The 22639-nt window shown below is 65.0% G+C and carries 21 protein-coding genes; 9 read left to right on the plus strand and 12 right to left on the minus strand.

The window, feature by feature from the left end; all coding sequences use genetic code 11:
• Positions 1 to 181 precede the first annotated feature (181 nt).
• Positions 182 to 946: a DUF4167 domain-containing protein gene (locus tag QM712_RS28480; protein WP_415026484.1), complete on the plus strand. Its 765-nt coding sequence runs from the start codon at positions 182 to 184 to the stop codon at positions 944 to 946.
• A 178-nt stretch (positions 947 to 1124) separates the two neighbouring features.
• Here QM712_RS28480 and QM712_RS28485 read toward each other — a convergent pair whose 3' ends face one another.
• Positions 1125 to 1871, minus strand: a complete 747-nt coding sequence (locus QM712_RS28485; protein ID WP_415026485.1) for a class I SAM-dependent methyltransferase — start codon at positions 1869 to 1871, stop codon at positions 1125 to 1127.
• Between the two features lie 108 nt (positions 1872 to 1979).
• Between QM712_RS28485 and gloB the strand changes: the two genes are divergently transcribed.
• Complete coding sequence (gene gloB / locus QM712_RS28490; RefSeq protein ID WP_415026486.1) at positions 1980 to 2747, plus strand: hydroxyacylglutathione hydrolase; 768 nt, start codon at positions 1980 to 1982, stop codon at positions 2745 to 2747.
• A 9-nt stretch (positions 2748 to 2756) separates the two neighbouring features.
• Positions 2757 to 3179 carry a cupin domain-containing protein gene (locus tag QM712_RS28495; protein WP_415026487.1) on the plus strand — a complete coding sequence of 141 codons (423 nt, stop codon included), beginning with the start codon at positions 2757 to 2759 and terminating at the stop codon, positions 3177 to 3179.
• A gap of 168 nt (positions 3180 to 3347) precedes the next feature.
• On the opposite strand, the gene phbB is transcribed toward QM712_RS28495, so the two are convergent.
• Positions 3348 to 4073: an acetoacetyl-CoA reductase gene (gene phbB / locus QM712_RS28500; RefSeq protein ID WP_415026488.1), complete on the minus strand. Its 726-nt coding sequence runs from the start codon at positions 4071 to 4073 to the stop codon at positions 3348 to 3350.
• 218 nt (positions 4074 to 4291) lie between these two features.
• Complete coding sequence (locus QM712_RS28505; RefSeq protein ID WP_415026489.1) at positions 4292 to 5470, minus strand: acetyl-CoA C-acetyltransferase; 1179 nt, start codon at positions 5468 to 5470, stop codon at positions 4292 to 4294.
• Between the two features lie 304 nt (positions 5471 to 5774).
• On the opposite strand from QM712_RS28505, the gene phaR reads away from it, so the two are divergent.
• On the plus strand, positions 5775 to 6365 hold the full coding sequence (gene phaR / locus QM712_RS28510; RefSeq protein WP_415026490.1) for a polyhydroxyalkanoate synthesis repressor PhaR: 591 nt from the start codon (positions 5775 to 5777) through the stop codon (positions 6363 to 6365).
• 212 nt (positions 6366 to 6577) lie between these two features.
• Here phaR and QM712_RS28515 read toward each other — a convergent pair whose 3' ends face one another.
• Positions 6578 to 7465: a branched-chain amino acid aminotransferase gene (locus QM712_RS28515; RefSeq protein WP_415026491.1), complete on the minus strand. Its 888-nt coding sequence runs from the start codon at positions 7463 to 7465 to the stop codon at positions 6578 to 6580.
• Between the two features lie 147 nt (positions 7466 to 7612).
• On the opposite strand from QM712_RS28515, the gene QM712_RS28520 reads away from it, so the two are divergent.
• On the plus strand, positions 7613 to 8548 hold the full coding sequence (locus tag QM712_RS28520; RefSeq protein ID WP_415026492.1) for an alpha/beta hydrolase: 936 nt from the start codon (positions 7613 to 7615) through the stop codon (positions 8546 to 8548).
• 43 nt (positions 8549 to 8591) lie between these two features.
• Here the strand turns inward: QM712_RS28520 and QM712_RS28525 are convergent, their stop codons facing one another.
• A complete protein-coding gene (locus tag QM712_RS28525; protein ID WP_415026493.1) occupies positions 8592 to 8840 on the minus strand; it encodes a hypothetical protein in 249 nt (82 codons plus the stop codon).
• Between the two features lie 217 nt (positions 8841 to 9057).
• Here QM712_RS28525 and QM712_RS28530 point away from each other — a divergent pair, with 217 nt between their 5' ends.
• Genes QM712_RS28530 through QM712_RS28540 form a run of 3 tightly spaced genes read left to right on the plus strand, consistent with a single transcriptional unit; the run spans position 9058 to position 13653 of the window.
• Positions 9058 to 9228, plus strand: a complete 171-nt coding sequence (locus tag QM712_RS28530) for a hypothetical protein (protein WP_415026494.1) — start codon at positions 9058 to 9060, stop codon at positions 9226 to 9228.
• 45 nt (positions 9229 to 9273) lie between these two features.
• The gene (locus QM712_RS28535) at positions 9274 to 10236 is read left to right on the plus strand and encodes an aKG-HExxH-type peptide beta-hydroxylase (protein WP_415026495.1); all 963 of its coding nucleotides are present in this window, start codon (positions 9274 to 9276) and stop codon (positions 10234 to 10236) included.
• Positions 10237 to 13653, plus strand: a complete 3417-nt coding sequence (locus QM712_RS28540) for an AMP-binding protein (RefSeq protein WP_415026496.1) — start codon at positions 10237 to 10239, stop codon at positions 13651 to 13653. It abuts the gene before it with no gap.
• 24 nt (positions 13654 to 13677) lie between these two features.
• Here QM712_RS28540 and QM712_RS28545 read toward each other — a convergent pair whose 3' ends face one another.
• The 3 genes from QM712_RS28545 to QM712_RS28555 form a co-directional block, all read right to left on the minus strand.
• Positions 13678 to 14238, minus strand: a complete 561-nt coding sequence (locus QM712_RS28545) for a carboxymuconolactone decarboxylase family protein (RefSeq protein WP_415026497.1) — start codon at positions 14236 to 14238, stop codon at positions 13678 to 13680.
• A 117-nt stretch (positions 14239 to 14355) separates the two neighbouring features.
• On the minus strand, positions 14356 to 15510 hold the full coding sequence (locus tag QM712_RS28550) for a PLP-dependent cysteine synthase family protein (RefSeq protein WP_415026498.1): 1155 nt from the start codon (positions 15508 to 15510) through the stop codon (positions 14356 to 14358).
• Positions 15511 to 15555: 45 nt separating this feature from the next.
• Entirely contained in the window at positions 15556 to 16020 is a 465-nt protein-coding gene (locus QM712_RS28555) for an Lrp/AsnC family transcriptional regulator (RefSeq protein WP_415026499.1), read from the minus strand.
• A 164-nt stretch (positions 16021 to 16184) separates the two neighbouring features.
• Here QM712_RS28555 and QM712_RS28560 point away from each other — a divergent pair, with 164 nt between their 5' ends.
• Positions 16185 to 17198, plus strand: coding sequence for a 1-aminocyclopropane-1-carboxylate deaminase (locus tag QM712_RS28560; protein ID WP_415026509.1), 1014 nt, complete (start codon positions 16185 to 16187; stop codon positions 17196 to 17198).
• Between the two features lie 35 nt (positions 17199 to 17233).
• Here the strand turns inward: QM712_RS28560 and recQ are convergent, their stop codons facing one another.
• The 4 genes from recQ to QM712_RS28580 form a co-directional block, all read right to left on the minus strand.
• Positions 17234 to 19099 (minus strand): DNA helicase RecQ, encoded by a 1866-nt coding sequence (recQ, locus tag QM712_RS28565; RefSeq protein WP_415026500.1) that lies wholly within the window; start codon positions 19097 to 19099, stop codon positions 17234 to 17236.
• Positions 19100 to 19295: 196 nt separating this feature from the next.
• Positions 19296 to 20039 carry a polysaccharide deacetylase family protein gene (locus tag QM712_RS28570; protein ID WP_415026501.1) on the minus strand — a complete coding sequence of 248 codons (744 nt, stop codon included), beginning with the start codon at positions 20037 to 20039 and terminating at the stop codon, positions 19296 to 19298.
• Positions 20040 to 20144: 105 nt separating this feature from the next.
• The gene (gene metA, locus QM712_RS28575) at positions 20145 to 21146 is read right to left on the minus strand and encodes a homoserine O-succinyltransferase MetA (protein ID WP_415026502.1); all 1002 of its coding nucleotides are present in this window, start codon (positions 21144 to 21146) and stop codon (positions 20145 to 20147) included.
• A gap of 12 nt (positions 21147 to 21158) precedes the next feature.
• The gene (locus QM712_RS28580; protein WP_415026503.1) at positions 21159 to 22460 is read right to left on the minus strand and encodes an O-acetylhomoserine aminocarboxypropyltransferase/cysteine synthase family protein; all 1302 of its coding nucleotides are present in this window, start codon (positions 22458 to 22460) and stop codon (positions 21159 to 21161) included.
• Positions 22461 to 22639 lie beyond the last annotated feature (179 nt).

Here is a 22639-nt window from a genome sequence, read left to right on the forward strand (position 1 = left end):
TGGCGATGAATGCTGGCGGGTGGGGAACGCGTCTTTGTTGAACGCGACGGTCGACGAACATCGGCAGGGCTTGAGCCACTTGCGCGTGCGGCGCGCGCAAGGCGCATGAGCTGACGCCCAACGGATCACTCTCAACCTTCGATATGCGTGCAACTTTCAGGGCTGGAATTAAAGGCAGGACATGAGAAACGGTCAAAACAAGCAGCGGATGCGCAACCGGAACAACAATAACAACAACAACAACCGGCGCGGCCAGAACCCGATGACCCGGGTTTACGAATCGAACGGACCCGACATCAAGATCCGCGGCACCGCCTCGCACATCGCCGAGAAATATCTCCAGCTCGCGCGCGACGCACGCTCCTCCGGCGACCCCGTTGCAGCCGAAAACTACTACCAGCATGCCGAACACTATTTCCGCCTGATCGCCGCGGCCCAGGAGCAGTTCCGGCAGAACCAGCAGCAGCCTCGCGGCGAAGAGGTCGTCAGCGACGACAACGAGGACGACGGCGAGAATTTTTCGAATTTCGGCCAAGAGCCGGGCTTCGTCCCGCAGCCGCAGCAGCAGTCCTTCCAGCGCGATCGCGACGGCCAGCGCGATCATCAGCGTGACCATCAGCAGCGCGACAGCCAGCAGCCCTATCAGCGCGACCAGCAACAGCCGCGCGAGCACCGCGAACGCGACCAGCGTCCGCAGCCGCAATATCAGCCGCAGCCGCAGAACCAGCCGCAGCCCGTCATCGCCGATGGCGGCAGCGTCGATCGCCTGCCCTCCTTCATCACCGGCGCGCAGCCGCAAGTGAATGGCGCCCAGGGCGGCAATTTCGAAGGCGGCAACGGTGGCGGCGAGCGCTATCCGCGGCGGCGCCGTCGGCCGCACGGTCCGCGCGCCGATCGCGAGGCTGCTCCGGCCGCATCGAGCGACGAAGTGGCCTCGGGCGAATAGCCCAACGCTTCCCTGGAGTGCACGAATCACAATCGTCCCGGCGCCGCCGGGACGATTTTTTTGTGCGAGACGCCGAGCACCGCCAGCAGCTTCACTGCAACGGAATTCGAGTGGAGCTCTCTCCCGATCGTGACGCGTTCTGCCCGCGCGCGACGGTGTCCGTCACGCGCGAGACGTTCTAGCCGCGCGTCACGGTCGTCGAGGACGGCACCAGCACCGGCTTCGTCAGCGCGGGAATCAGACGCGCCCGTTCGCGCTTGGCGGGGATTGCGCGATAGACCTGCTTGGTGGCCTCGACGATGTGGACGCCGGCAAAGGGCAGCGACAGCGCCGCGCCGGCGCGCTCCCACATCTGCGCCGATTTCAGCACCCAGCCGCCGGCATAGGGCGGCATGAACAGCGCCTCGCCCCAGGCGGTCGGCGTGAACCATGTCTGCCGCAGCAGATCGGTGATCTGCGAACGCGAATAGGGGCGGCCGTGACCGAACGGCGTGCTGTCGGTGCGGGTCCACACACCACGCCGGTTCGGAATCACCGCGATCACGCGGCCGGACGGCGACAGTACCCGCCACACTTCGCGCAGCAGAGCGGCCGGATCGTCCGACATCTCCAGCGCGTGGACCAGGAGGATGCGGTCGACGGCGGCGTCGGCGAGCGGCAGCGAGAATTCATCGACCAGCGAAGCCAGCGCGGGCCGCCCGGTCGGCCATTTCAGTACGCCCTGGGCCGCCGGCATGAAGGCGATGCAGCGCTCTGCGTCCTCGCGAAACAACCCCAGATAGGGCGTGGGATAGCCGATGCCGAGCACGCGCTGGCCCTCGGCGCCCGGCCAGCGCTCCCTGATGCCGCGATTGATCATCTGCCGCGCCACGATTCCGAGGCGGCGCGAATAAAACTCGCGGAGGTCGACGACGTCGATGCTCATGACGGCAATGTAACATGCACGAGGCGGCCGCCGCGCGCGGAATATTGCATTGCCTGGGCAACGTTAACGCCATATTTGTCTGGCGGGGCTGAGCTCGATGGAGATGTCATGGCTGCCGAAATTCGCACTTTCACCTGTTTAAACGATAATTTCGGCTATCTGATCCACGATGTGGAAACCAAGGCAACCGCGTCGATCGACGCGCCGGAAGCCGGTCCCGTCATCGCCGCGCTGGAGCGCGAGGGCTGGCAGCTCACCGACATCCTGATCACCCATCATCATGGCGATCATGTCGGCGGGGTCGCCGAACTCAAGCAGAAATACAATTGCCGCGTCGTCGCGCCGCACGACAAGACGACCAAGATCGCCGATGTCGACCTGCGCGTCGCCAATGGCGACATTGTCAAGATCGGCAGCTTGCTGGGGCGTGTCGTCGAGACGCCGGGCCACACGCTCGATCACATATCCTACGTGTTCGACACCGAGAAGACGCTGTTCGCCGCCGACACGCTGTTCTCGATCGGCTGCGGCCGCGTGTTCGAGGGCACCTATCCGATGATGTGGGATTCGCTGTTGAAGCTGCGAGCCCTGCCCGACGACTTCAAGCTGTATTGCGGCCACGAATATACCGCCTCCAACGTCAAGTTCGCCCTCACCGTCGAGCCCGACAATGCAGCGCTGCAGGCGCGCGCGGCGGAGGTCACGAAACTGCGGGCCGAGAACAAGCCGACCGTGCCCTCACTGCTTGGTGATGAGAAGCGAGCAAACGTGTTCCTGCGCGCTGATGAACCCTCGGTCGCGGCCAAGCTACACATGAAGGGCGCGGACGCCGCCGCTGTGTTCGGCGAATTGCGCGAGCGCAAGAACAAGTCGTGATGGGGATCTATGCCGACCGCAGCCGAGATCATCGCACGCCTTGAGCTGCGGCCGCATCCTGAAGGCGGGCACTATCGCGAGACGTTTCGCGACCAGACCACGGACGCCAATGGTCGCTCGCGTTCGACGCTGATCTACTTCCTGCTGGCGCGCGGCGAGCGCTCGCATTGGCATCGCATCGATGCGGTCGAGAGCTGGCACTATTACGCCGGCAGCCCGCTGACGCTGCGCATCGCGCATGAAGGCTGCACCCGTCACGAGGTGCGGCTCGGCACCGACCTCATGGCCGGCGAGCGGCCGCAGGCGATCGTGCCGGCGCATGCATGGCAGATGGCGGAAAGCACGGGCGAGTGGACGCTGGTCGGATGCACGGTGGCACCGGCGTTCGAGTTCGCGAAATTCGAGCTCGCGCCGACCGGATGGGAGCCCTAGGCCGACCGTCATTCCGGGCTGCGCAAACGCGCGAGCCGGACGGCCGGATCCTCTCGATCATCCCGCGATCGCGGACAGCAGCCCGTACAGGGAACGTCAGCGCATGATGCCCGGGACAGACCCGGGCATCGCGACCTCGCCAATTTCAAGATGCATGATGCGGGCGCATCACGTCATGTACTGGCCGCCATTGACCGTGAGCGTCGAGCCGGTGATGGCACCGGCTTCGTCCGCGGCGAGGAACACGACCGCGCGCGCGATCTCCTCGGGTTCGCCGAGGCGGCCGATGGGGATGAGCGGCAGGATGGCCTTTTCGAGCACGTCCTTCGGCACCGCCTGCACCATCTCGGTGTTGATGTAGCCCGGGCAGATCGCGTTCACGGTGACGCCGGCCTTGGCGTTCTCCAGCGCGAGTGCCTTGGTGAAACCGATCTCGCCGGCCTTCGCCGCGGAATAGTTCACCTGGCCGAACTGGCCCTTCTGGCCGTTGATCGACGAGATGTTGATGATGCGGCCGAACTTGCGACCGCGCATGCCCTCGATGACCTGGCGCGACATGTTGAACAGCGAGCCGAGATTGGTGCCGATCACGGCATTCCACTGCTCCAGGCTCATCTTGTGGAACGCGCCGTCCTTGGTGATGCCGGCATTGTTGACGAGCACGTCGATCGGTCCGACCTCGGCCTCGGCCTTCTTCACGCCTTCCGCGCACGCATCGAAATTGCTGACGTCCCATTTGAAGACGGCGATCCCGGTCTCGGCCTTGAACTTCTCCGCCGCAGCGTCATTGCCCGCATAGCTCGCCGCGACCTTGTAGCCGGCCGCCTTCAGCGCCTTGCTGATCGCGGCTCCGATGCCCCGCGTACCACCCGTGACCAATGCAACACGTGCCATGTCGAATTCCTTCCCTTGGACTCTTCGGACGTTTCTGAGTGATCTTTTTAACTGCGGATTATGCGGTACGTTTGACGGACATCAAGAACAAAACGCCCGGCATCGAGCCGGGCGTTTCTCTTTAGTGGAGGCGTGCGCGCTTGCGAAGAATATTTGATTCGCAACCGCCGCCTTTTTAGTCGGGTGCAACGCACTCAGTGGCGTGTGCAGCGCACGCGTCAGTCGCGGGCGATACACATGGCGATACCCATGCCGCCGCCGATGCACAGCGTCGCGAGACCCTTCTTCGAGTCGCGCTTCTGCATCTCGTGCAGCAAGGTCACCAGCACGCGCGCGCCGGAGGCGCCAACCGGATGGCCGATCGCGATCGCGCCGCCATTGACGTTGACCTTCGACGTATCCCATCCGAGATCCTTGTTGACGGCACAGGCCTGCGCCGCGAAGGCCTCGTTGGCCTCGATCAGATCGAGATCGCCGACGCTCCAGCCGGCCTTCTTCAGTGCGGCGCGCGAGGCCGGGATCGGGCCCGAGCCCATGATCTTCGGATCGACGCCGGCCTGCGCCCAGGACACGATGCGGGCGATCGGCTTCTTGCCTTCCTTGGCGGCCTGCTTGGCGGTCATCAGCACCACGGCGGCAGCGCCGTCATTGATGCCCGAGGCCGAGCCGGCGGTGACGGTGCCCTCCTTCTCGAAAGCAGGCTTGAGCTTGGCCATCGCCTCGAGGGTTGCGCCGTGACGCGGATATTCGTCAGCGCTGACGACGACGTCGCCCTTGCGGGTCTTGATCGTGACGGGAACGATCTCGTCGCTGAACCTGCCGGCTTTCTGCGCCGCCTCGGCCTTCTGCTGCGAAGCGACCGCGAACTCGTCCTGCTGGGCGCGGGTGATCTGCCACTGCCGCGCCACGTTCTCGGCGGTGTTGCCCATGTGGTAGCCGTTGAAGGCATCCCACAGACCGTCCTTGATCATGGTGTCGACGAACTCGACCGCACCCATCTTGACGCCGCCGCGCAGATACTGGGCGTGCGGAGCCATGCTCATGGATTCCTGGCCGCCGGCGACAACGATCTCGGAATCGCCATTGAGCAGAGCCTGGTAGCCGAGCGCGACCGTGCGCAGGCCCGAGCCGCAAAGCTGGTTCACGCCCCAGGCCGGGCTTTCCACCGGAATGCCGGCGCCGATCGAGGCCTGGCGGGCGGGATTCTGGCCCTGGGCGGCGGTCAGGATCTGCCCCATGATGACTTCCGAGACCCGGCCGGGCTCGATGCCACCGCGCTCCAGCGCGGCCTTGATGGCAACGGCGCCGAGCTCATGGGCGGGAAGGGTCGCGAACGCTCCGTTGAAGCTTCCGACCGGGGTGCGGGCGGCGCTGACGATGACGACATCGTCTGACATGGGCATCTCCTGGGGTTGAAGGGGGGCAGCCGGGGCTGGGAAAAGGGTTCGCCAGTCTCGGATGGCATCCTGTTAACGTCGTTGAGGCATGTCAATCGGACGATGACCGAATCCATGCCGCAGCGCATTCAAAATAGCGTTCTTGGCGCTTTCGCAAGCAAGATTTTGCTCCGCAATTAACCGTGGCGCACAAAACGGTAGCGTGCCCCCTTTGAAAATGCTTACTTTGTTGCGTTGCGTACTCTTCCCGCCCTGCGGCATTGCCCGGCAGGTTCCCGTTCTCAGCGTTTTCAAGTGAGAGCCCATGGCGAAATCAGACCAACCCACCACCATTAAAAAATACGCGAATCGCCGGCTCTACAACACCGGAACGAGCACCTACGTGACGCTGGAAGACCTCGCGGCCATGGTTAAGGACGGCGAGGATTTCCTGGTCTATGACGCCAAGACCGGCGACGACATCACCCGCTCCGTGCTCGCCCAGATCATTTTCGAGCAGGAGAACAAGGCCGGCCAGAACCTGTTGCCCACGACCTTCCTCCGCCAGCTCATCCGCTTCTACGGCGACAGCATGCAGATGGTGGTGCCGAAATATCTGGAGCAGTCGATCGCGACCCTGACCCAAGAGCAGGAGAAGTTTCGCAAGCAGCTCGCCAACACGCTCTCCGGCACGCCCTTCGCGCCGCTGGAGGAGCAGGTTCGCCGCAACATGGAGCTGTTCCAGCAGACCTTCTCCATGTTCAAGCCCTTCGCCCCTCCCCGCACCGCGACCACGGCGGAGCCCGAGCCGGAAGGATCCGCCGAGGCGCCGAAGGAGAGCAACATCGACGATCTGCGCCAGCAGATGAAGGACATGCAGGAACGCCTCGAGCGGATGTCCAAGAAGGACGAGTAGCGAAGCTCGGGGGCGGGTTCGCGCTGGCCCGATACGCCGCGAAATCTATCGTGCGCCGCGGCGTTCGGCGCAGCCGGTTCAGATCAGCCGATCCAGAAAACGCAAATCAGCTCCGTCATGGCCGGGCTTGTCCCGGCCATTCGCGCGACGGCACCAGCGAAGAAAACGTGGATGCCCGGGGCGAGCCCGGGCATGACGACGGAAAGCTCGGATCAAGCCGCCAGCTTCACCGCGTGCGCAAAATCCCAGTAGAGCTTGCGCGCGCGGGTGTAGAGCGGCCCGAGCTTCAGCTCGCGCTCATCGATGCGGATCACGGGCGCGACCTTCGCGAAATTGCCGGTCGAGAAGATCTCGTCGGCGGCCAGGAAATCGGCATAACGCAACGTCTTCTCGATCACGGTGACCCCATCGCCGCGCAGCAGGCTGATGACGCGCTGACGCGTGATGCCGTTCAGGAACGTGCCGTTGGGCACCGGCGTGTAGACGACGCCGTCCCTGGCCATGAAGACGTTCGAATTGCCGAACTCGGCAACGTTGCCGAGCATGTCGAGCATCAGCGCATTCTGGAAGCCGCGGGATGCGGCTTCCGCGAGCGCGCGCGAATTGTTCGGGTAGAGGCAGGCCGCCTTCGCCTCGACCGGCGCGCATTCCGCCGTGGGCCTGCGGAACGGCGAGAGCGTGATCGCGTTGCCGACCGGCTTGGGCATCGGCGCCTCGTAGATGCACAGGCACCAATTGGTGGTCTCGGGATCGAACAGCACGCCGCCGCCCGATCCGTTCTGCGCCCAGTACATCGGGCGGACATAGAGCTCCGCACGCGGCGCGAAACGCGCGATGCCCTCGCTCGCAAGGTCGAGCCAGGTGCCGGCATCGACCACCGGCTTCAGACCGAAATTGATCGCGGATTGATTGGCGCGGGCAACGTGGCGATCGAGATCGGGAGCGACACCTTCGAACGCGCGGGCACCGTCGAATACGACAGAGCCGAGCCAGGCTCCATGCGTGCGCGGCCCCATGATGGGCACGTTGCCGTCATGCCACTTGCCCTCGAAGAAGGTCCAGCTCGGTGAATATGCGATGGGCTTGCTGATTCCAGCCATGACCGGCCCCCTTGGCACGATGCCGCAATGTCCCGGCACTATTGTCCCAATTTCTAAACGATTTGCTGCGTTCTACGGCGAGCGTCGGCACGAGGCACCACAGGGATCCAAACCGGCTATAATATCGGCATCGTTACGGAGTGCCCCATGCCGCTCGATCCGCTCGCAAAGCGTTTGTTGACCATGATGGCCGCGGCCGCGCCGCAGGCGCGCAGCCGGCCCAGTGTCGAAGCGCGGCGCCAGTCGCTGGCGAAGCTGATGCAGTTCGCGCGAGCCGAAGCGCCCGACGTGACCACCGCCGACGGCAGCCTTCCCGGTCCCGGCGGCGAGCTTCCCTATCGCCTCTACACGCCCACGAGCGCCGGTGCGCCTTCGCCGGGCTTCGTGTTCTTTCACGGCGGCGGGCTCGTCGCGGGCAGCATCGCGACGCATGAGCGCATCGCGGCGGCACTGGCGCATGCCACCGGCTGCCGCCTCGTGTCGATCGACTACCGGCTCGCGCCCGAACACAAATTTCCCGCCGCCATCGACGACGCGACCGCAGCCACCGAGTGGGTCGCGCGCGAGGCCACCTCGCTCGGTATAGACGCCGGGCGGCTGGTGGTCGGCGGTGACTCCGCCGGCGCCACGTTGGCCGCGATCGTGTGCCAGAACGCGTTGCAGAACGCGGGCCTCTCGATCGTCGCACAATGCCTGATATGCCCTGTGCTGGATTTCGAGGAGACCTCGCCCTCGCGCGAAACGTTCGCAGAAGGTCACCTGATCGATCGTGCCACGATCGAAGCCGATCTCGCCGACTATCTGCCCGACGGCATCGATGCCGGCGACCCGCGCATCTCGCCGTTGCGCTCAACGCGGCTCGCAGGACTGCCCACGGCGATCATTCATACCGCCGAATTTGATCCGATGCGCGACGAAGGCAATGCCTACGCGCGCAAACTGCTCGCGGCGGGCGTCACGGTGGAGCATGTCTGCCACGACGGCATGGTTCACAACTTCCACGCCATGGGCGCGATCCTGCCGCAGGCGCAGCTCGTGCTGTCACAGATCGGCGAGCAGGTGCGTCGCGCGGTTCAGACGTGAGACACCTCTCTGCCCGCTTCTCTTGCGGGAAAAAGCGGAATCCTCACGCCCGCGCGTCGAGCACGGCTCTCGCGGCCGCGACATATTCGCGCCAATGCATGTCCGCGTAGCGTTCGGCCCTTTGTGCGCACGAAACATCCGGCGCATGGGCGGCCGCGATCATGCGCGCAAAGCGCTCTTCGGCCACCGAAGCCGCTTCGACCGCCTGTGTCGCGGCGAGGGTCGGTGCCGCAACCGGAGTCACGGCGAGTCCCGCCATCGCGGTCAGCAAGATGCGGCGTGATGTGTTCATGCGTCGTTCTCCATTGTCCGAACAGTCGTCAGTCACCTCGCACGGTTCCCGCGAGGGAACCCAGAGGCAGTGTATAGAAACAATTTGCAACAAAGCAGCAAAACCGCCCCATGCAATCGTGATGCGACCCTTTCGCACGACAAATGAGGGTTGAGGCGGCTTCGCACTTCTCAAACTGCTTGATAGCTTTTATGGTTCGCCGGCAAGGAGACCCGAAATGTCAGTTCAGAACAACCAGACCTCCACCGCGTCCCGCCTCGACCACCAGAAGCTGCTCGGCTTCCGCAATCTGCAGGGACTTCAGACGTCCGACACCAGCCTCGCCAAGAGTTCGGATCTCGCCTTCAACAAGATCGGCTCCGAGCTGCCCCCGGGTCTGGCGCGCTGATTCCGGAACGGTCGGTCAGGGCCGGCCGGATTATCGAGGCTGTTCGTGTTCATTCCGGGTTCGACCGAAGCGGCATCGCTCGATGCCAGGATGCGGCGATCTCTCGCGGATAGTCTCGCCCACATTCACGACGTGGCAGGTCGCGAACTGGACGTTTCCAGTTCGGCGGCGTCGAGAGCCTGCGAAGGCATCTCGAACCACCGTATCGAGCCGGGCATCTTCGGCCGCTACTACAAATTGGTACCAGCGATCGAGCGCGGCGATGCGGCTGAAGCGAGCCGCCTCTTCCGCGCAATCGCCGATGCCGCCGAAACCGAGCCGACCTTCGCGGTCGTGCCTTTCTCCGAAGCTGCGCTCGGGCAGGAACAATCCCTCTATCGCGAACTCGTCGAAGCGCGTCCGGACGGCAGCCACTGGCTCACGGCCCCGGCTCTCGATCGATGGAACGGCTTCGATCGCAAGGTCGATCGCGCGCTGGATATCATCGAGCGGGTCGACGCGCCCCTCGCAAGGGAATTGCGCGGCCTGATCGTACGCATCGCCGGTGCATCCGCGGTCGAGGGCCATGTCTTCGGCGGTGCCTCGTCGTTCATGCTCTGGGGGCTCCTGATCCTCAGCGTCGAGACCTATGGCGAAGTCTCGCTGCTGACCGAAGGGCTGGTTCACGAGGCTGCACACCAGCTTCTTTTCGCCTACTCCATCGATGAGCCGCTCGTGAGCAACCCGCTTGCCGAGTGCTATCCGTCTCCGCTGCGGCGGGACGCGCGCCCGATGGATGGAATTTATCACGCCACGTTCGTCACGGCCCGGCTGCATTATTGGTACCGGAAGCTGCGCGAGGCCGCGCCCGAGCACCATTCGATTCCGATCGACATGATCGACGGAAAGCTCTCCACCTACCGCGATCTCTACTGGGGCGGGAGCGAAACCATCGAGAAGTTCGGCATGCTGACCGACACCGGGCGGCGGATTCTCGATGAGACGAACGATTACATGAAAGCCGCGTAATTGACCGGCCCGGGCAAGCCGTCGCTCGCGATCGCCAGCGGCGGTGGTTTGCCGGAGGCCGGGACCGTACCGGCGAGCGCAGCCGAGGGCATCTTCCGTCGCGTCTCCGCCCTGCCGCAGGGTCTCATGCGATCCTATCGTCCCGGCGGACGACACCGATCCGCGAGCTACGCGACGCTCTGGTCCCGTTCCAGCCAGGCTCTGGCCCTGCTCAAGCGGGCCGGAGCGGTGCCGGGGCAAGCCGTCGTTCTGCTCGCCGACGACATCATCGACTTTACGCCCGGCTTCTGGGCCTGCCTCCGTGGCGGCTTCATGGTGGTCGCATTGATGGATGCCGCGCGTCAGGCCGTGCGCCGGCAGGACGAGGTGTTCGGCGAACTGATCGAGACATTCGAGCGGCCGCTGTTCCTCGCCGACGACCACTTCGCCGACCTGTCGAGCGAACATCCGCGGCACTTCCCGGGGACGGTCATTCGCCTGTCGGATGCGGGGCAGCCGGATGTATCGGACGACGAGATATCCGCGTGCGAACATGCATGCCTGATCGCGACATCAGGCTCGACAGGACAGCCGAAGCTTGCCGTCCTGTCGAACGCGACGCTGGTCGCGCGCAACTTCCAGAGCATCCATTCGGGACCGGCGGGGCTTCCGTCCACCGTCGGGATGTTTCCTCTCGATACGATGTCGGGCCAGTCCCCCTTGTATCTGCACTACGAATCCTGGGTGCAGGTTCGGTCCCAGGACCTGATCATACGGCCATCGGTCATTCTCGATGCGGTCGAGGAACTCGGCCTCGCCCGCGCGAGCCTCACCAGTTCGCTGCTCGGACGAATCCTCGACCACGAACGGCAGATACCCAGGACGCGAAACCTCGCTTCGCTCCGACGCGTCGGGCTTGGCTCGGAGCCTGTTTCCACGCGCATCATGCAGGAACTCTCCGAACTCCTGCGGCGGTCCGGCGCCGAAGCCGCCAGCATTCTGGCCGGCTATGGGACGACCGAGACCGGAGTTCTCGTTGCCGGCTCGCAAGGCGGCATGCTGAGCGACCCGGCACGGCCGCCGCCGCTCGGACATGCATCGGCCGGAGTCGAGATGCGGATCACCGGCGACAGCGGCGCGATCCTCGGAGAGGGCGAACTCGGCGAGGTCCAGGTCCGGTGTCCCGAGAAGATGTTCTCGGGCTATTGGCGTGAACCCGATCTCTCGATTGAGAGGTACGCCGAGGACGGCTGGTGGCGAACCGGGGATCTCGGAGAGTTACGCGAGGGCGAACTGACCCTGCACGGTCGTATCAAGGACGTGCTGATCGTCAACGGCAGGAAGTTCTCTCTGGCCGCGATCGACCACGAATTGCAGACGGCCCTCGACGCCCGCGAGCAGGCTTACTGCTACGTCGCCCGTGACGCGTCAGGACGCGAGCAACTCGGAATTGCCGTACGAAGCGATGCCGCGGATCGAATGTCTCTCGTCGCCGAAAAAATGCGGGCGGTCCTGTTGCGACGGTTCGGCATTCCCGTCGCGTCCGTCGCGCCGATCCAGGCCTTTCCCATGACGCGCAACGGCAAGCTGCGGCGCGACGAGCTTGGCCGGATGGTTGCGGGCCCGGCGCAAGAGCGAAGCGAGCCGCCCCCACCTGCCCAGGCCTGGGAAGACTCGACGGAATTCGTCCTGCTCATGACGAGGATCTGGTGCGACGTGCTCGGCCTCAACCCGCCGGTCGATCAGTCCGCGGATTTCTTTGCGCTGGGCGGTGACTCGCTCCGTGCGCTCGGGCTCTACACCCGCTTGTCCGAAGAGCTCGGGGTTCACATCGCGAGTGACGCGTTCTTCACGACTCCCACGCTCGCGCATCTGCTCGTTCTCGTGGAGTCGGCGCTCGTGGCCACCAGCACCGCCGAGCCCTCAACATTCTGGCCGATGTCGCACGAGTTGCACCGGAAGGCGCTGGCGCCCCTGGAAACCTGGCCCGGCGCGCGCCCGACGCAAAGCCGGCTGCTGCTCGGCCATCATATGGACGTCCAGGCACCACCGATCTTCTGGGTGTTGAACACCGGAGCGGAAGTCCATCAGCTTCTGGCGGCCCTCGGCGACACGCGGCCGGTCTACGCGTTTCGGTCGGTTCTCGAGGGACGAGACGCGACCGAGGCTAACATCCAGGCACTCGCCTTGCGCTACATCGAGGAGATCGAAAGCGTCTGCCCGGAGGGACCGTTCTTCATCGGCGGACATTGCCTCGGAGGCATGATCGCGCTCGCGCTGGCCCAGCACGCGCTACGCCGCGGACGGCATGTCCCCCTGCTCATCCTGATGGACTGGTCGTTCCCGCTACAGTCCTATGCCGGCCGCGTGCTGCTGGTGTCCGGGCGCCAGAACGCCGTCCAGAATCCCCGGCTTCGCTTCGCGCTGCCGGACCGCGCCTGGCAACGCGCCTTCGCCGGCTACGAGCATGTCGAGATCGGCGGCAGCTTTTCGCTCGACGATGCCAGCGTCGGCGAGCTCGGCGCGAAGCTGAAGTCCGCGATGGACGCGGCGCTGCAGGCGCCGACGCTGCTGATGCCGCGCGATGCCTACCGGGTCTCCATCACCGTGAACGGCCTGGAGGGCTCGATGGGTCCGGGCGAACGGCGGCGGATCAGGCTCGATATCCGCAACGACAGCGACCAGGACTGGCTGGGCTGGGAGCAATCGGGACTGAGTGTCGGCGCGCGCTGGTCTGACGTCGACGGGCTGCTGCTCCGGCGACATGAGGTGCATGTTCCGCTTTCGCGACTCGGCGCGCACATGAGCACCTCGGTCGAACTCGACGTCGTTGCACCCAGCGAGCAGGGCCAGTTTCGACTGCATCTGGACCTCTGCGAGCAGGGACATCGCTGGTTTCACCCTGACCCGGCCGGGGCTTTCACAACTCTCGTCTCCGTCCTGCGGGAAACGCAACAGGACCATCCCGTCGGCCTGCTGAGCCGCATCAGCACGAAGTTGCGCGTCCCCGCACCGTATCGCTTCAGCCTCGAATCGGGGGCGCTGCATCTGCTCCAGTCCGGATGGTCCACGCCGGAGGATTGGGGCGTCTGGAGCACGGGCGACGCCGCGACGCTGCTTCTCCCTCTCGCCGAACTGAAGGGAAGCTGGCGCGCGATCATCGCCTTGAAGGCATTCGGGCCGACCAACGGCGAGGCCCGGGTCGACATCCGGGTCGGCTATTCCGGCCGCACGTTCTCGCTCAAGCTGCCGACCAACGTCGTCGTCCGGCAGGACGTCGATCTGCCCGTCACCGGCGACGACGTCACCATCCGATTTGTCACGCCGGATGCAATCTCGCCGTTCGAACTCGGCGCCAGCCCCGACCGCCGCAAATTGGCGGTGGGGCTGATCGAGGTCGCGCTCAGGCGGGGAAGCCGGCTCGCACCATTCGGCTAGGGCGCGATTGGACCGACGCGCGTTCTAGTCCGGCACCGGAACGTCGAAGGTGTTGAGCGTGACCGAGACCATGCAGTACACGCCGACGAGATAGGACAGTTCGGCCGCACCGTGCTCGCCGAATTCCTTCACCGCGGCACGCCAGGTGAGTTCCGGCAGGACGCCGCCACTGACCAACGCGGAGGCCATGTCATAGGCGACCGCTTCCTGCTTGGTCAGGTCGACCGGCCGCTGTCCCGCGACGATGGTCGCAAGCTTTTCGTCGGAGAGGCCACGCTGCTCGGCGACCAGAACATGGGCATAGAGTTCATAGCCGGAGCGGAAATGCGATCCGGTGACGAGGATCGCGACCTCACGCACCGGTGCCGGCAATAGCGGGTTCGAGGCGATCGCCTTCACCAGCTCCCACACCGGCCCGCCGAAGCGCGGCTCGCGGATCCAGGGATTCCAGGGGCCGAGCAATGCGCCGTCCTCGCGCATGTTCACGAAGCCCTTGAAGTGGTCCTTGATGCCCGCTCGCATGTCGTCATAGAGCGGCTTCTGTTCTTCGGTCAGATCTTTCGGATCGAGAATGGGAAGGCGCACGGTGAGATCTCCTCGTTGAGAAGACACGAGGCTCACCCGCGCGCACGCGCAAGGCAAGTGAAGTTGCCGTGACATCCGGGACACCGCGACAGCCGTGAGGCCATCCGGCCATGGCGCTCAAGGGCTCGGCGCGCTCTGCGGATTGACCACATCGTCGACGGCAAGCGTCAGAGGCTCGCCGGTTTCGAGGAACGACGACAACGCGGCGTCGACAGGCGCGGGGTCGAGCCCGCGCGCCTCAAGCCATGCGGGCTCGTAATAGGTTTGCCGGTAGCGCTCGCCGGAATCGCAGATCAGCGTCACCAGCGCGCCCGTCATGTTCGCCTTCCGCATCTCCGACGCGAGCCGGCACAGGGCGAAGAAATTGGTGCCGGTGGATCCGCCGACGGCCCGCCGCAGCCGTCGCGACAGCACGTTCATCGCGGCGATCGTCGCCGCATCCGGGATCTTCATCATGCGGTCGACCACGCCCGGGACGAATGACGGCTCGCAACGCGGGCGCCCGACGCCTTCGATCAGCGAAGGTCGCTCGCAGACCCGCGTGCGGTCCTGGCTGCGGAAACAATCGAAAAATGCGGAATGCTCGACATCGGCGACGCAGAGCCGCGTCGGATATTGGCGATAGCGCAGATACCGTCCGATCGTCGCCGACGTGCCGCCGGTCCCGGCGCCCATCACGATCCAGTCCGGGATCGGCCGCGGCTCGCCCTTCAACTGGGTGAAGATCGATTCGGCGATGTTGTTGTTGCCGCGCCAGTCGGTGGCACGCTCGGCGAACGTGAACTGGTCCATGTAGTGGCCGTTCAGACGCGCGGCGAGCGCTGCGGCTTCGGCATAGAGTGCGCGGCCATCGTCGATCAGATGGCAATTGCCGCCATAATGCTCGATCGCGGCGATCTTCTCCGCGGACGTCGTCCGCGGCATCACGGCATAGAACGGCACGCCGATCATCTGCGCGAAATAGGCCTCCGACACCGCGGTCGATCCCGACGAAGCCTCGATCACCGGCGTACCCTGGCGGATGTGTCCATTGCAGAGCGCGTAGAGGAACAGCGAGCGCGCGAGGCGATGCTTCAGGCTTCCGGTCGGGTGCGTGGATTCGTCCTTGAGATAGAGGTCGATCCCGGCGAGCGCCGGCACGATCAGCCGAATGAGATGGGTGTCGGCGCTGCGGCACTGGTCCGCTTCGATCGCGGCGATCGCTTCATCGACCCAGCCTCGCCGGTAGGCCGGGGCGACGGGATCCTGCTGGCGGAACGGGCGTGGCTGCATCAGGCAAATCTCTCATGATGCGTATCGCGCATCAATGGTTCCAGCTCAGAACTCGAGCGGCGCGTTGTCGACGACTTCCTTCATGACGAAGAAGGTGCGGGTCTGGCGCACCCCGGGCAGCGCGATGAGCTGCTCGCCATGGATACGGTTGAAATCCTCCATGTCGCCGACGCGAATCTTAAGGAAGTAGTCGAAGTCGCCCGCGACGAGATGGCAGTCGAGCACGAATTTCAGCCTGGCGATCGCCTGCTCGAAGGTCGCGAAGCTCTCCGGCGTCGAACGATCGAGCACGACGCCGACCATGACCAGCGTGCCCTTGGCGACCTTCTTCGGCGCCACCATGGCGCGGACGGCGGCGATGAAACCGTCGGCGAACAGCCGCTGGGTGCGGCGATGGCAGGTGGCGGGGCTGATCGCAACGGATTCCGCCAGCTCGGCGTTGCTGAGCCGACCGTTATTCTGCAGCAGTCTCAACATCTTGAGGTCGATGCGATCAAGTCGAGCCGCCATGGAAGAAGCTTCCGCATAGGATGACTTTTCTGGAAGAAATATTAGCCAACTGTGCCATCTGCGCAAGATAGCAGACAATATGCGGGCGGCATTTGAGAGCACATTCGTGCGCGCCGATGGTAGCCACATCGCAGGACCTCAACCGCCAATCGGGACATCTGACGATGCTGGAGAAATTCGCGCGCTATCCGCTGACCTTCGGCCCTTCTCCCATCGAGAAGCTGGAGCGCCTGTCGAAGCATCTCGGCGGTCAAGTCGAGATCTACGCCAAGCGCGAGGACTGCAATTCCGGGCTCGCCTATGGCGGCAACAAGCTGCGCAAGCTCGAATACATCATCCCTGATGCGATCGCCTCCAACGCCGACACGCTGGTCTCGATCGGCGGCGTGCAGTCCAACCACACCCGCATGGTGGCCGCCGTCGCGGCCAAGATCGGCATGAAGTGCCGCCTGGTGCAGGAAGCCTGGGTGCCGCACGAGGACGCCGTCTACGACCGCGTCGGCAACATCATGCTCTCGCGCATCATGGGCGCGGACGTACGTCTCGTCGACGACGGCTTCGACATCGGCATCCGCAAAAGCTGGGAGCAAGCGATCAAGGAAGTGAAGGCGGCAGGCGGCAAGCCCTACGCAATTCCCGCCGGCGCTTCCGTGCACAAATATGGCGGGCTCGGCTATGTCGGCTTCGCCGAGGAAGTCCGCAAGCAGGAGGCCGAGCTCGGCTTCAAGTTCGACTACATCATCGTCTGCACCGTCACCGGCTCGACCCACGCCGGCATGCTGGTTGGCTTCGCCGCGGACGGCCGTGCACGCAAAGTGATCGGCATCGATGCCTCCTTCACGCCGGCCCAGACCAAGACGCAGGTGCTCTCGATCGCGCGCAACACCGCCGAACTCGTCGAACTCGGCAAGGACATCGTCGCCGACGACGTCGTGCTGATCGAGGACTACGCCTACCCCGCCTATGGCGTCCCGTCGGAGGAGACCAAGGAAGCGATCCGCCTCACCGCGCGCCTCGAAGGCATGATCACCGACCCCGTCTACGAGGGCAAATCGATGCAGGGCCTGATCGACCTGGCGCAGAAGGGCCATTTCGAGAAGGGCGCGAAGATTCTCTATGCCCATCTCGGCGGCGCGCCGGCACTGAACGGATATGCCTACGCGTTCCGGAACGGGTGAGGTCAGGCGCTGAGGTGGCGGATCTATCGGCGCCCCTACCGCGTCTTGATGATCCGCAGCAGCTCGTCGCCGTAATGTTCGAGCTTCTTGTCGCCGATGCCCGGCACATCGCGCAGTTCGTCCAGCGTGGTCGGCCACGCCCGCACGATGCCGTCGATGGTGGCGTCATGCAGCACCACATAGGCCGGCACACCCCGCTCGCGCGCGACGTCGGAGCGCCATGACCGCAGCCGCGACCGCAATTCGGGATCGACGTCGCCCTGGGCGGCGTGAGCCGCGGGCGCGAGATCGCCGCGGCGGGATTTCGTGCGGCTGGCCCGGACACGGGTGCCCGGCGCTTCCTCACGCAGCCACACCTCGGTCTCGCCCCGCAGCACGCCCCGCGAGGAGTCCGTCAGCTTCAGCGCGCCGAAGGCTTCGCTGTCGCTCTGCAAATGCCCCATCGCAACCAGCTGCCGCAGCACCGTGCGCCACTGCTTTTCGTTGAGCTCGCGCCCGATGCCGAACACCGACAGCTTGTCGTGGCCGAACTGCGTCACCTTTTCGGTCAGGCGGCCGATCAGCACGTCGACCAGGTGCATCGCGCCGAAGCGCTGGCCGGTGCGGTACGCGCAGGACAACAGCTTCTGCGCCAGCACCTTGCCGTCGCGCATCTTCGGCGGCGTCAGGCAATTGTCGCAATTGCCGCAATTCGCCGCGGTCGCCTCCTCGCCGAAATAGGCGAGCAGTCGCTTGCGCCGGCACTGCGCGGACTCGGCAAGTCCGACCAGCGCGTCAAGCTTGCCGATCGACACGCGTTTGAAATCGTCGGAACCGGTGGATTCATCGATCATGCGGCGCTGCTGCACGATGTCCGAAAGCCCGTAGGCCATCCAGGCCGCCGACGGCTTGCCGTCACGGCCCGCACGCCCGGTTTCCTGATAATAGGCCTCGATGCTCTTGGGCAGATCGAGATGGGCGACGAAACGCACGTCGGGCTTGTCGATGCCCATGCCGAAGGCGATGGTCGCGACGATCACGATGCCGTCCTCGTTGAGGAAGCGGTCCTGGTTTCGCGAGCGCACCTGGCTGTCGAGGCCGGCGTGATAGGGCAAAGCGGCAATGCCGGCCTCGTCGAGGGCCGCGGCGACCTCCTCGACGCGGTTGCGGGACAGGCAATAGACCACGCCGGCATCGCCCGCGTGCCGCTCCCGGATGAACTCCTTGAGCTGCGAGACAGCGCTGCGCTTGTCGACGATCTCGTAACGGATGTTCGGCCGGTCGAAGCTGGAGACGAATTGCGGACTGTCCGCCAGCCGCAGCCGCTCGACGATCTCCTTGCGGGTCAGCTCGTCCGCGGTCGCCGTGAGCGCGATGCGCGGCACGTCGGGAAAGCGCTCGGCGATGATGGAGAGGCCGACATATTCGGGCCGGAAGTCATGCCCCCATTGCGAGACGCAATGCGCTTCGTCGATCGCGAACAGCGCCACCTTCGCCTGCGCCAGCAGCGACAGGCAGCGCGGCGTCACGAGGCGTTCGGGCGCGATGTAGAGCAGGTCGAGATCGCCCGAGATCAGGCGCCGTTCGACCTCGGACGCCTCCTGCAGCGTCAGCGAGGAATTCAGCGCAGCGGCGTTGACGCCGGCCTCGATCAGGCCCGCGACCTGGTCGCGCATCAGCGCGATCAGGGGCGACACCACGATCCCGCAGCCCTCACGCAGCAGCGACGGAAGCTGGTAGCACAGCGACTTGCCGCCGCCGGTCGGCATCAGCACCAGGCAGTTGCCGCCATCCGTGACGTGCCGGATGATCTCGCCCTGCGCCCCCCGGAAGCCGGGCAGACCGAACACCGAATGCAGCACCGACAGCGCATCGCGGCCGTTGGCGGGCGCGGGCAGCGGGGCGGTGGCGGAAGCGGGCATGGCGTGTCGAGGCAAAGCCGTGAGATTCGTCCCAAGGCCAGTCGCATGACGCCGCGGACGTGGCAAGGCCGTTTGCAGGGCAGCCGAGGCTTCCCAAGCTCGCGCTTGTGGAGAGAGCGATTTGCGGCGAAAAACCGGGCCAGCCGAGAGGTAGCAATCCGAGAATCGGTTCCCGCGTCAGCGCGGGCGGTCGACACTACGCGCCGATTCGCCGCAAGGCCTCTGCGATCGTCACGATCGGCATGCCGCGCTTTTCGGCGGCCTGAAGCGCATGGCGAAGCATGGCCGGGGTGCAGCCATACGGGCTCGGCGGATCGGCGACGTCGTGACCGTAGAAGATGAGCCAGCCGCCGCTCGCGACGGCCTCGTCGAAATAGCGATCGATACCGTTCGTATCGATTTCGCACGCGACCAGCGGCGAGGCGCGCAGGAAATGGAGATCGATGACGTCGCGGTTCACGCCGGGCAGGATGCCACGTGCCGAGCGGAAGCTCTTGGCGAGCTGCGGCTTGCGCCAGACCGAGGCGAGTCCGTAGGGATAGGCGAAGTTCTCCAGCGTGATCGACGAATCTATGCCGCGAAAATAGCTGCGGTTCCGTTCGATCTCGCGCGCCATGCCGGCCGCGTCGAGATCGACTGCGCGCAGGTGCGAGAAGGTGTGACAGGCGATCTCATGGCCGGCGCGATGCAGCCGCAGGGCCGCTTCGGCGGACAGGCCCTGCCAATGATCGGACGGTTGATCGATCAGGCTCCCGGACAGATAGAACGTGCCGCGGCCGCCATGCTCTTCCAGCAGCGAGGCGCCTAGCCCGGCCGCGCTGTCGGGAGCATCATCGAAGGTGAAGCTCACCATCGGAGCATTTGCGGGCAATCGATGTCGGGCGGCACGAAAATGCCGTGCCAGCCGATTGCTCACACGTCCTTGGAGGGCCGACCACACGATTGCATTCCCTGTACGTCCGTAGACATCGACTGAAACATCCGCCCGCCGTGCGAGGCAAGCCCTACGCCCGATTAATGATAACGAGGAACCCGCGCCCGTTGCCTAGCGTACGAGCAGCCCCGCCTCGGCGTCCGCAGCGAGGTCGTGCAGCCAATTGCGAAAAAGCACCGCCGCGGCACTTCCGGCAGCGATATCGGCGCGCAAATTCAGGGCCGGCAGCTCATTGGTGAGCGCCGGATGGCGCTGGTGCCTTGCCCGCTTCTCGAACCGGGCGAGCTTCTCCTCGGTCGCTGCGTCAAAGTACCTCACGGGCAGCGCAGGATAGTGCTCGCGCTCCCGCGCGAGATACCGGCCGATGTCGCGCAGATATTCACGCTGCAACGACAGCGCGTCATATTCGGGATGGCCCTGGAAGAACACGAAGCGGCTGGCATATTGCCGGACGAAGATGTCCACGCCGGCCTCTCGCGAGCGCGTCACGATCTGGTAGCCGGCCCGCACCAGGTCGTTCTCGGCGACTTCGTTCAGGCGCGAATGAGACACCTTGAGCGGCCCGGGCGTTCCACGCGTCAGCGTATCGCCGGCCACCGCCTCGCAATCGAAGATGCCATGGCATTTGGCCGGCAGCGGCCGGCGCTCGATGCGGTCGAGATGCAGCACCGCGGCATGTGCGGCAAGGCATGACCAGATCGTCGAGCGCGTGTTGACCTTGGCCCAGTCGACGAGTGCAATGAGGTCGCGCCAATACGGCTCCTGGTCGAGCCCGGGCGCGACAGGTTCCGCGCCGGTCACGATCAACCCGTCCAGCTTCATGCGCTCGAGATCCGAAAGGTCGGAATATTCGCTTTCGACGTGCCACTGCGCCTCCGGCGAGCGCTTGACCGACGGCAGCGAGAAGCAATGGAAGCGGATGCGGCGCGGCCCGGCGGCCGCCTGCAGCAGCTTCATGAACTGCCGCTCCGTCGCCTTCAGCGCCGGGTCCGGCATGTTGTTGACCAGACCGATGGTCAGATCAGTGCCGGCGTGATCGCGCGCGAGGTCGTCTTCTCCCGGCACCAGCGCCGGGCTCGATATGCCTTGATCCCTGTCGATCAGGATCGTCATCGGCCCCGGCGCCTACTCCGCGGCCTGGAGGCGACCCGACCGGCAGGCCTTGTCCAGGGCCTGGTCGATATCCTCGATGATGTCGGCGGAATGCTCGATGCCGATCGAGAGGCGAATCGTCTCCGGCAGCACGCCGGCCGAACGTTGCTGTTCCGGCGACATCTGCCGGTGCGTGGTCGAAGCCGGATGACAGGCCAGCGACTTGGCGTCGCCGATATTGACCAGGCGCGTGATCAGCTTGAGCGCATCGTAGAAGGCCTTGCCGGCCTCCATGCCTCCCTTGATGCCGAAGGTGAACAGCGAGGACGCATTGCCGTTCAGATATTTCTGGACGAGCGGGTAATAGGGGCTGTCCGGAAAGCCGGTGTAGTTGACCCATTCGACGCGCGGATCCCTGCGCAGGAATTCGGCGACCTTGCGGGCGTTCTCGACATGACGCTCCATGCGCAGCGCGACGGTCTCGATGCCCTGGAGCAGCAGGAAGGCATTGAACGGCGACAGCACCGAGCCCATGGTGCGCTGATAGACACTGCGCGCCCGTTCGATATAGGCGGTCTTGCCGAAGCGCTCGGCATAAACGAGCCCGTGATACGAGGCATCCGGCTTGTTGTAGGCCGGGAAGCGGTCGGCGTGCTTCGCCCAGGGAAAATTTCCGGAATCGACGATGGCGCCGCCGAGCGTGGTGCCATGGCCGCCCAGGAACTTGGTCAGCGAATGCACGGCGATGTCCGCGCCGTAGTCGAACGGCTTGAGCAGGATCGGGGTCGCGACGGTGTTGTCGACGATCAGCGGCACGCCATGCGCATGCGCCACTTTCGCCAGCGCTTCGACGTCGCAGACATTGCCGGCGGGATTGCCGATGGTCTCGGCGAACACCGCGCGGGTGTTTTCGTCGATCAGTTTTGCGATCGCATCCGGCGCGTCGCTTTCGGCAAAGCGGCCGGTGATGCCCTGACGCGGCAGGATATGGGATAATAGCGTATGCGTGGTGCCGTAGAGTTGCGGCACGGAGACGATGTTGCCGCCGTGATCTGCGACATTGACGAAAGCGAAATGCAGCGCGGCCTGTCCGGTCGCGACCGCGAGCGCGCCGACGCCGCCTTCGAGCTGCGCGATGCGCTTTTCCAGCACGGCGCTGGTCGGATTGGCGATGCGACTGTAGCGAAAGCCTTCGGCTTCGAGGTTGAAGAGCGCGGCGCCATGATCGGCGCTGTCGAACGCGTAGGCCGCGGTCTGGTAGATCGGCACGGCGACCGCATGCGTGGTGGCTTCGGGTTCGTAGCCCGCGTGAATAGCGATCGTTTCGTTCCGCATCGTCCACCTCCGCGTGGAGCGGGCCGCACTTATTGGCCTGGATGGGCGTGTGCGTTGTCCGCCGTCCCGTGTTAGTGGCGGCTGGTAAAGCGAGCAATAATTCGCCTAGAGATCGAGCAAGTAACCCTAACGTTTGTTGGTGAATTGGCTAAAATTTGAATCAAACTGAATTAACGAGT

Source organism: Bradyrhizobium sp. (assembly GCF_047605465.1).
Lineage (GTDB): Bacteria > Pseudomonadota > Alphaproteobacteria > Rhizobiales > Xanthobacteraceae > Bradyrhizobium.

Bases quoted from the DNA above. Each gene is read 5' to 3' on its own strand.
- QM712_RS28555 (WP_415026499.1), bottom strand. From the start codon at position 16,020: ATGGCGGCTCGACTTGATCGCATCGACCTCAAGATGTTGAGACTGCTG.
- QM712_RS28495 (WP_415026487.1), top strand. From the start codon at position 2,757: ATGCCGACCGCAGCCGAGATCATCGCACGCCTTGAGCTGCGGCCGCAT.
- QM712_RS28560 (WP_415026509.1), top strand. From the start codon at position 16,185: ATGCTGGAGAAATTCGCGCGCTATCCGCTGACCTTCGGCCCTTCTCCC.
- recQ (WP_415026500.1), bottom strand. From the start codon at position 19,099: ATGCCCGCTTCCGCCACCGCCCCGCTGCCCGCGCCCGCCAACGGCCGC.
- phbB (WP_415026488.1), bottom strand. From the start codon at position 4,073: ATGGCACGTGTTGCATTGGTCACGGGTGGTACGCGGGGCATCGGAGCC.
- QM712_RS28505 (WP_415026489.1), bottom strand. From the start codon at position 5,470: ATGTCAGACGATGTCGTCATCGTCAGCGCCGCCCGCACCCCGGTCGGA.
- QM712_RS28480 (WP_415026484.1), top strand. From the start codon at position 182: ATGAGAAACGGTCAAAACAAGCAGCGGATGCGCAACCGGAACAACAAT.
- QM712_RS28530 (WP_415026494.1), top strand. From the start codon at position 9,058: ATGTCAGTTCAGAACAACCAGACCTCCACCGCGTCCCGCCTCGACCAC.
- QM712_RS28580 (WP_415026503.1), bottom strand. From the start codon at position 22,460: ATGCGGAACGAAACGATCGCTATTCACGCGGGCTACGAACCCGAAGCC.
- QM712_RS28525 (WP_415026493.1), bottom strand. From the start codon at position 8,840: ATGAACACATCACGCCGCATCTTGCTGACCGCGATGGCGGGACTCGCC.
- QM712_RS28550 (WP_415026498.1), bottom strand. From the start codon at position 15,510: ATGCAGCCACGCCCGTTCCGCCAGCAGGATCCCGTCGCCCCGGCCTAC.
- gloB (WP_415026486.1), top strand. From the start codon at position 1,980: ATGGCTGCCGAAATTCGCACTTTCACCTGTTTAAACGATAATTTCGGC.
- QM712_RS28515 (WP_415026491.1), bottom strand. From the start codon at position 7,465: ATGGCTGGAATCAGCAAGCCCATCGCATATTCACCGAGCTGGACCTTC.
- phaR (WP_415026490.1), top strand. From the start codon at position 5,775: ATGGCGAAATCAGACCAACCCACCACCATTAAAAAATACGCGAATCGC.
- QM712_RS28520 (WP_415026492.1), top strand. From the start codon at position 7,613: ATGCCGCTCGATCCGCTCGCAAAGCGTTTGTTGACCATGATGGCCGCG.
- QM712_RS28485 (WP_415026485.1), bottom strand. From the start codon at position 1,871: ATGAGCATCGACGTCGTCGACCTCCGCGAGTTTTATTCGCGCCGCCTC.
- metA (WP_415026502.1), bottom strand. From the start codon at position 21,146: ATGACGATCCTGATCGACAGGGATCAAGGCATATCGAGCCCGGCGCTG.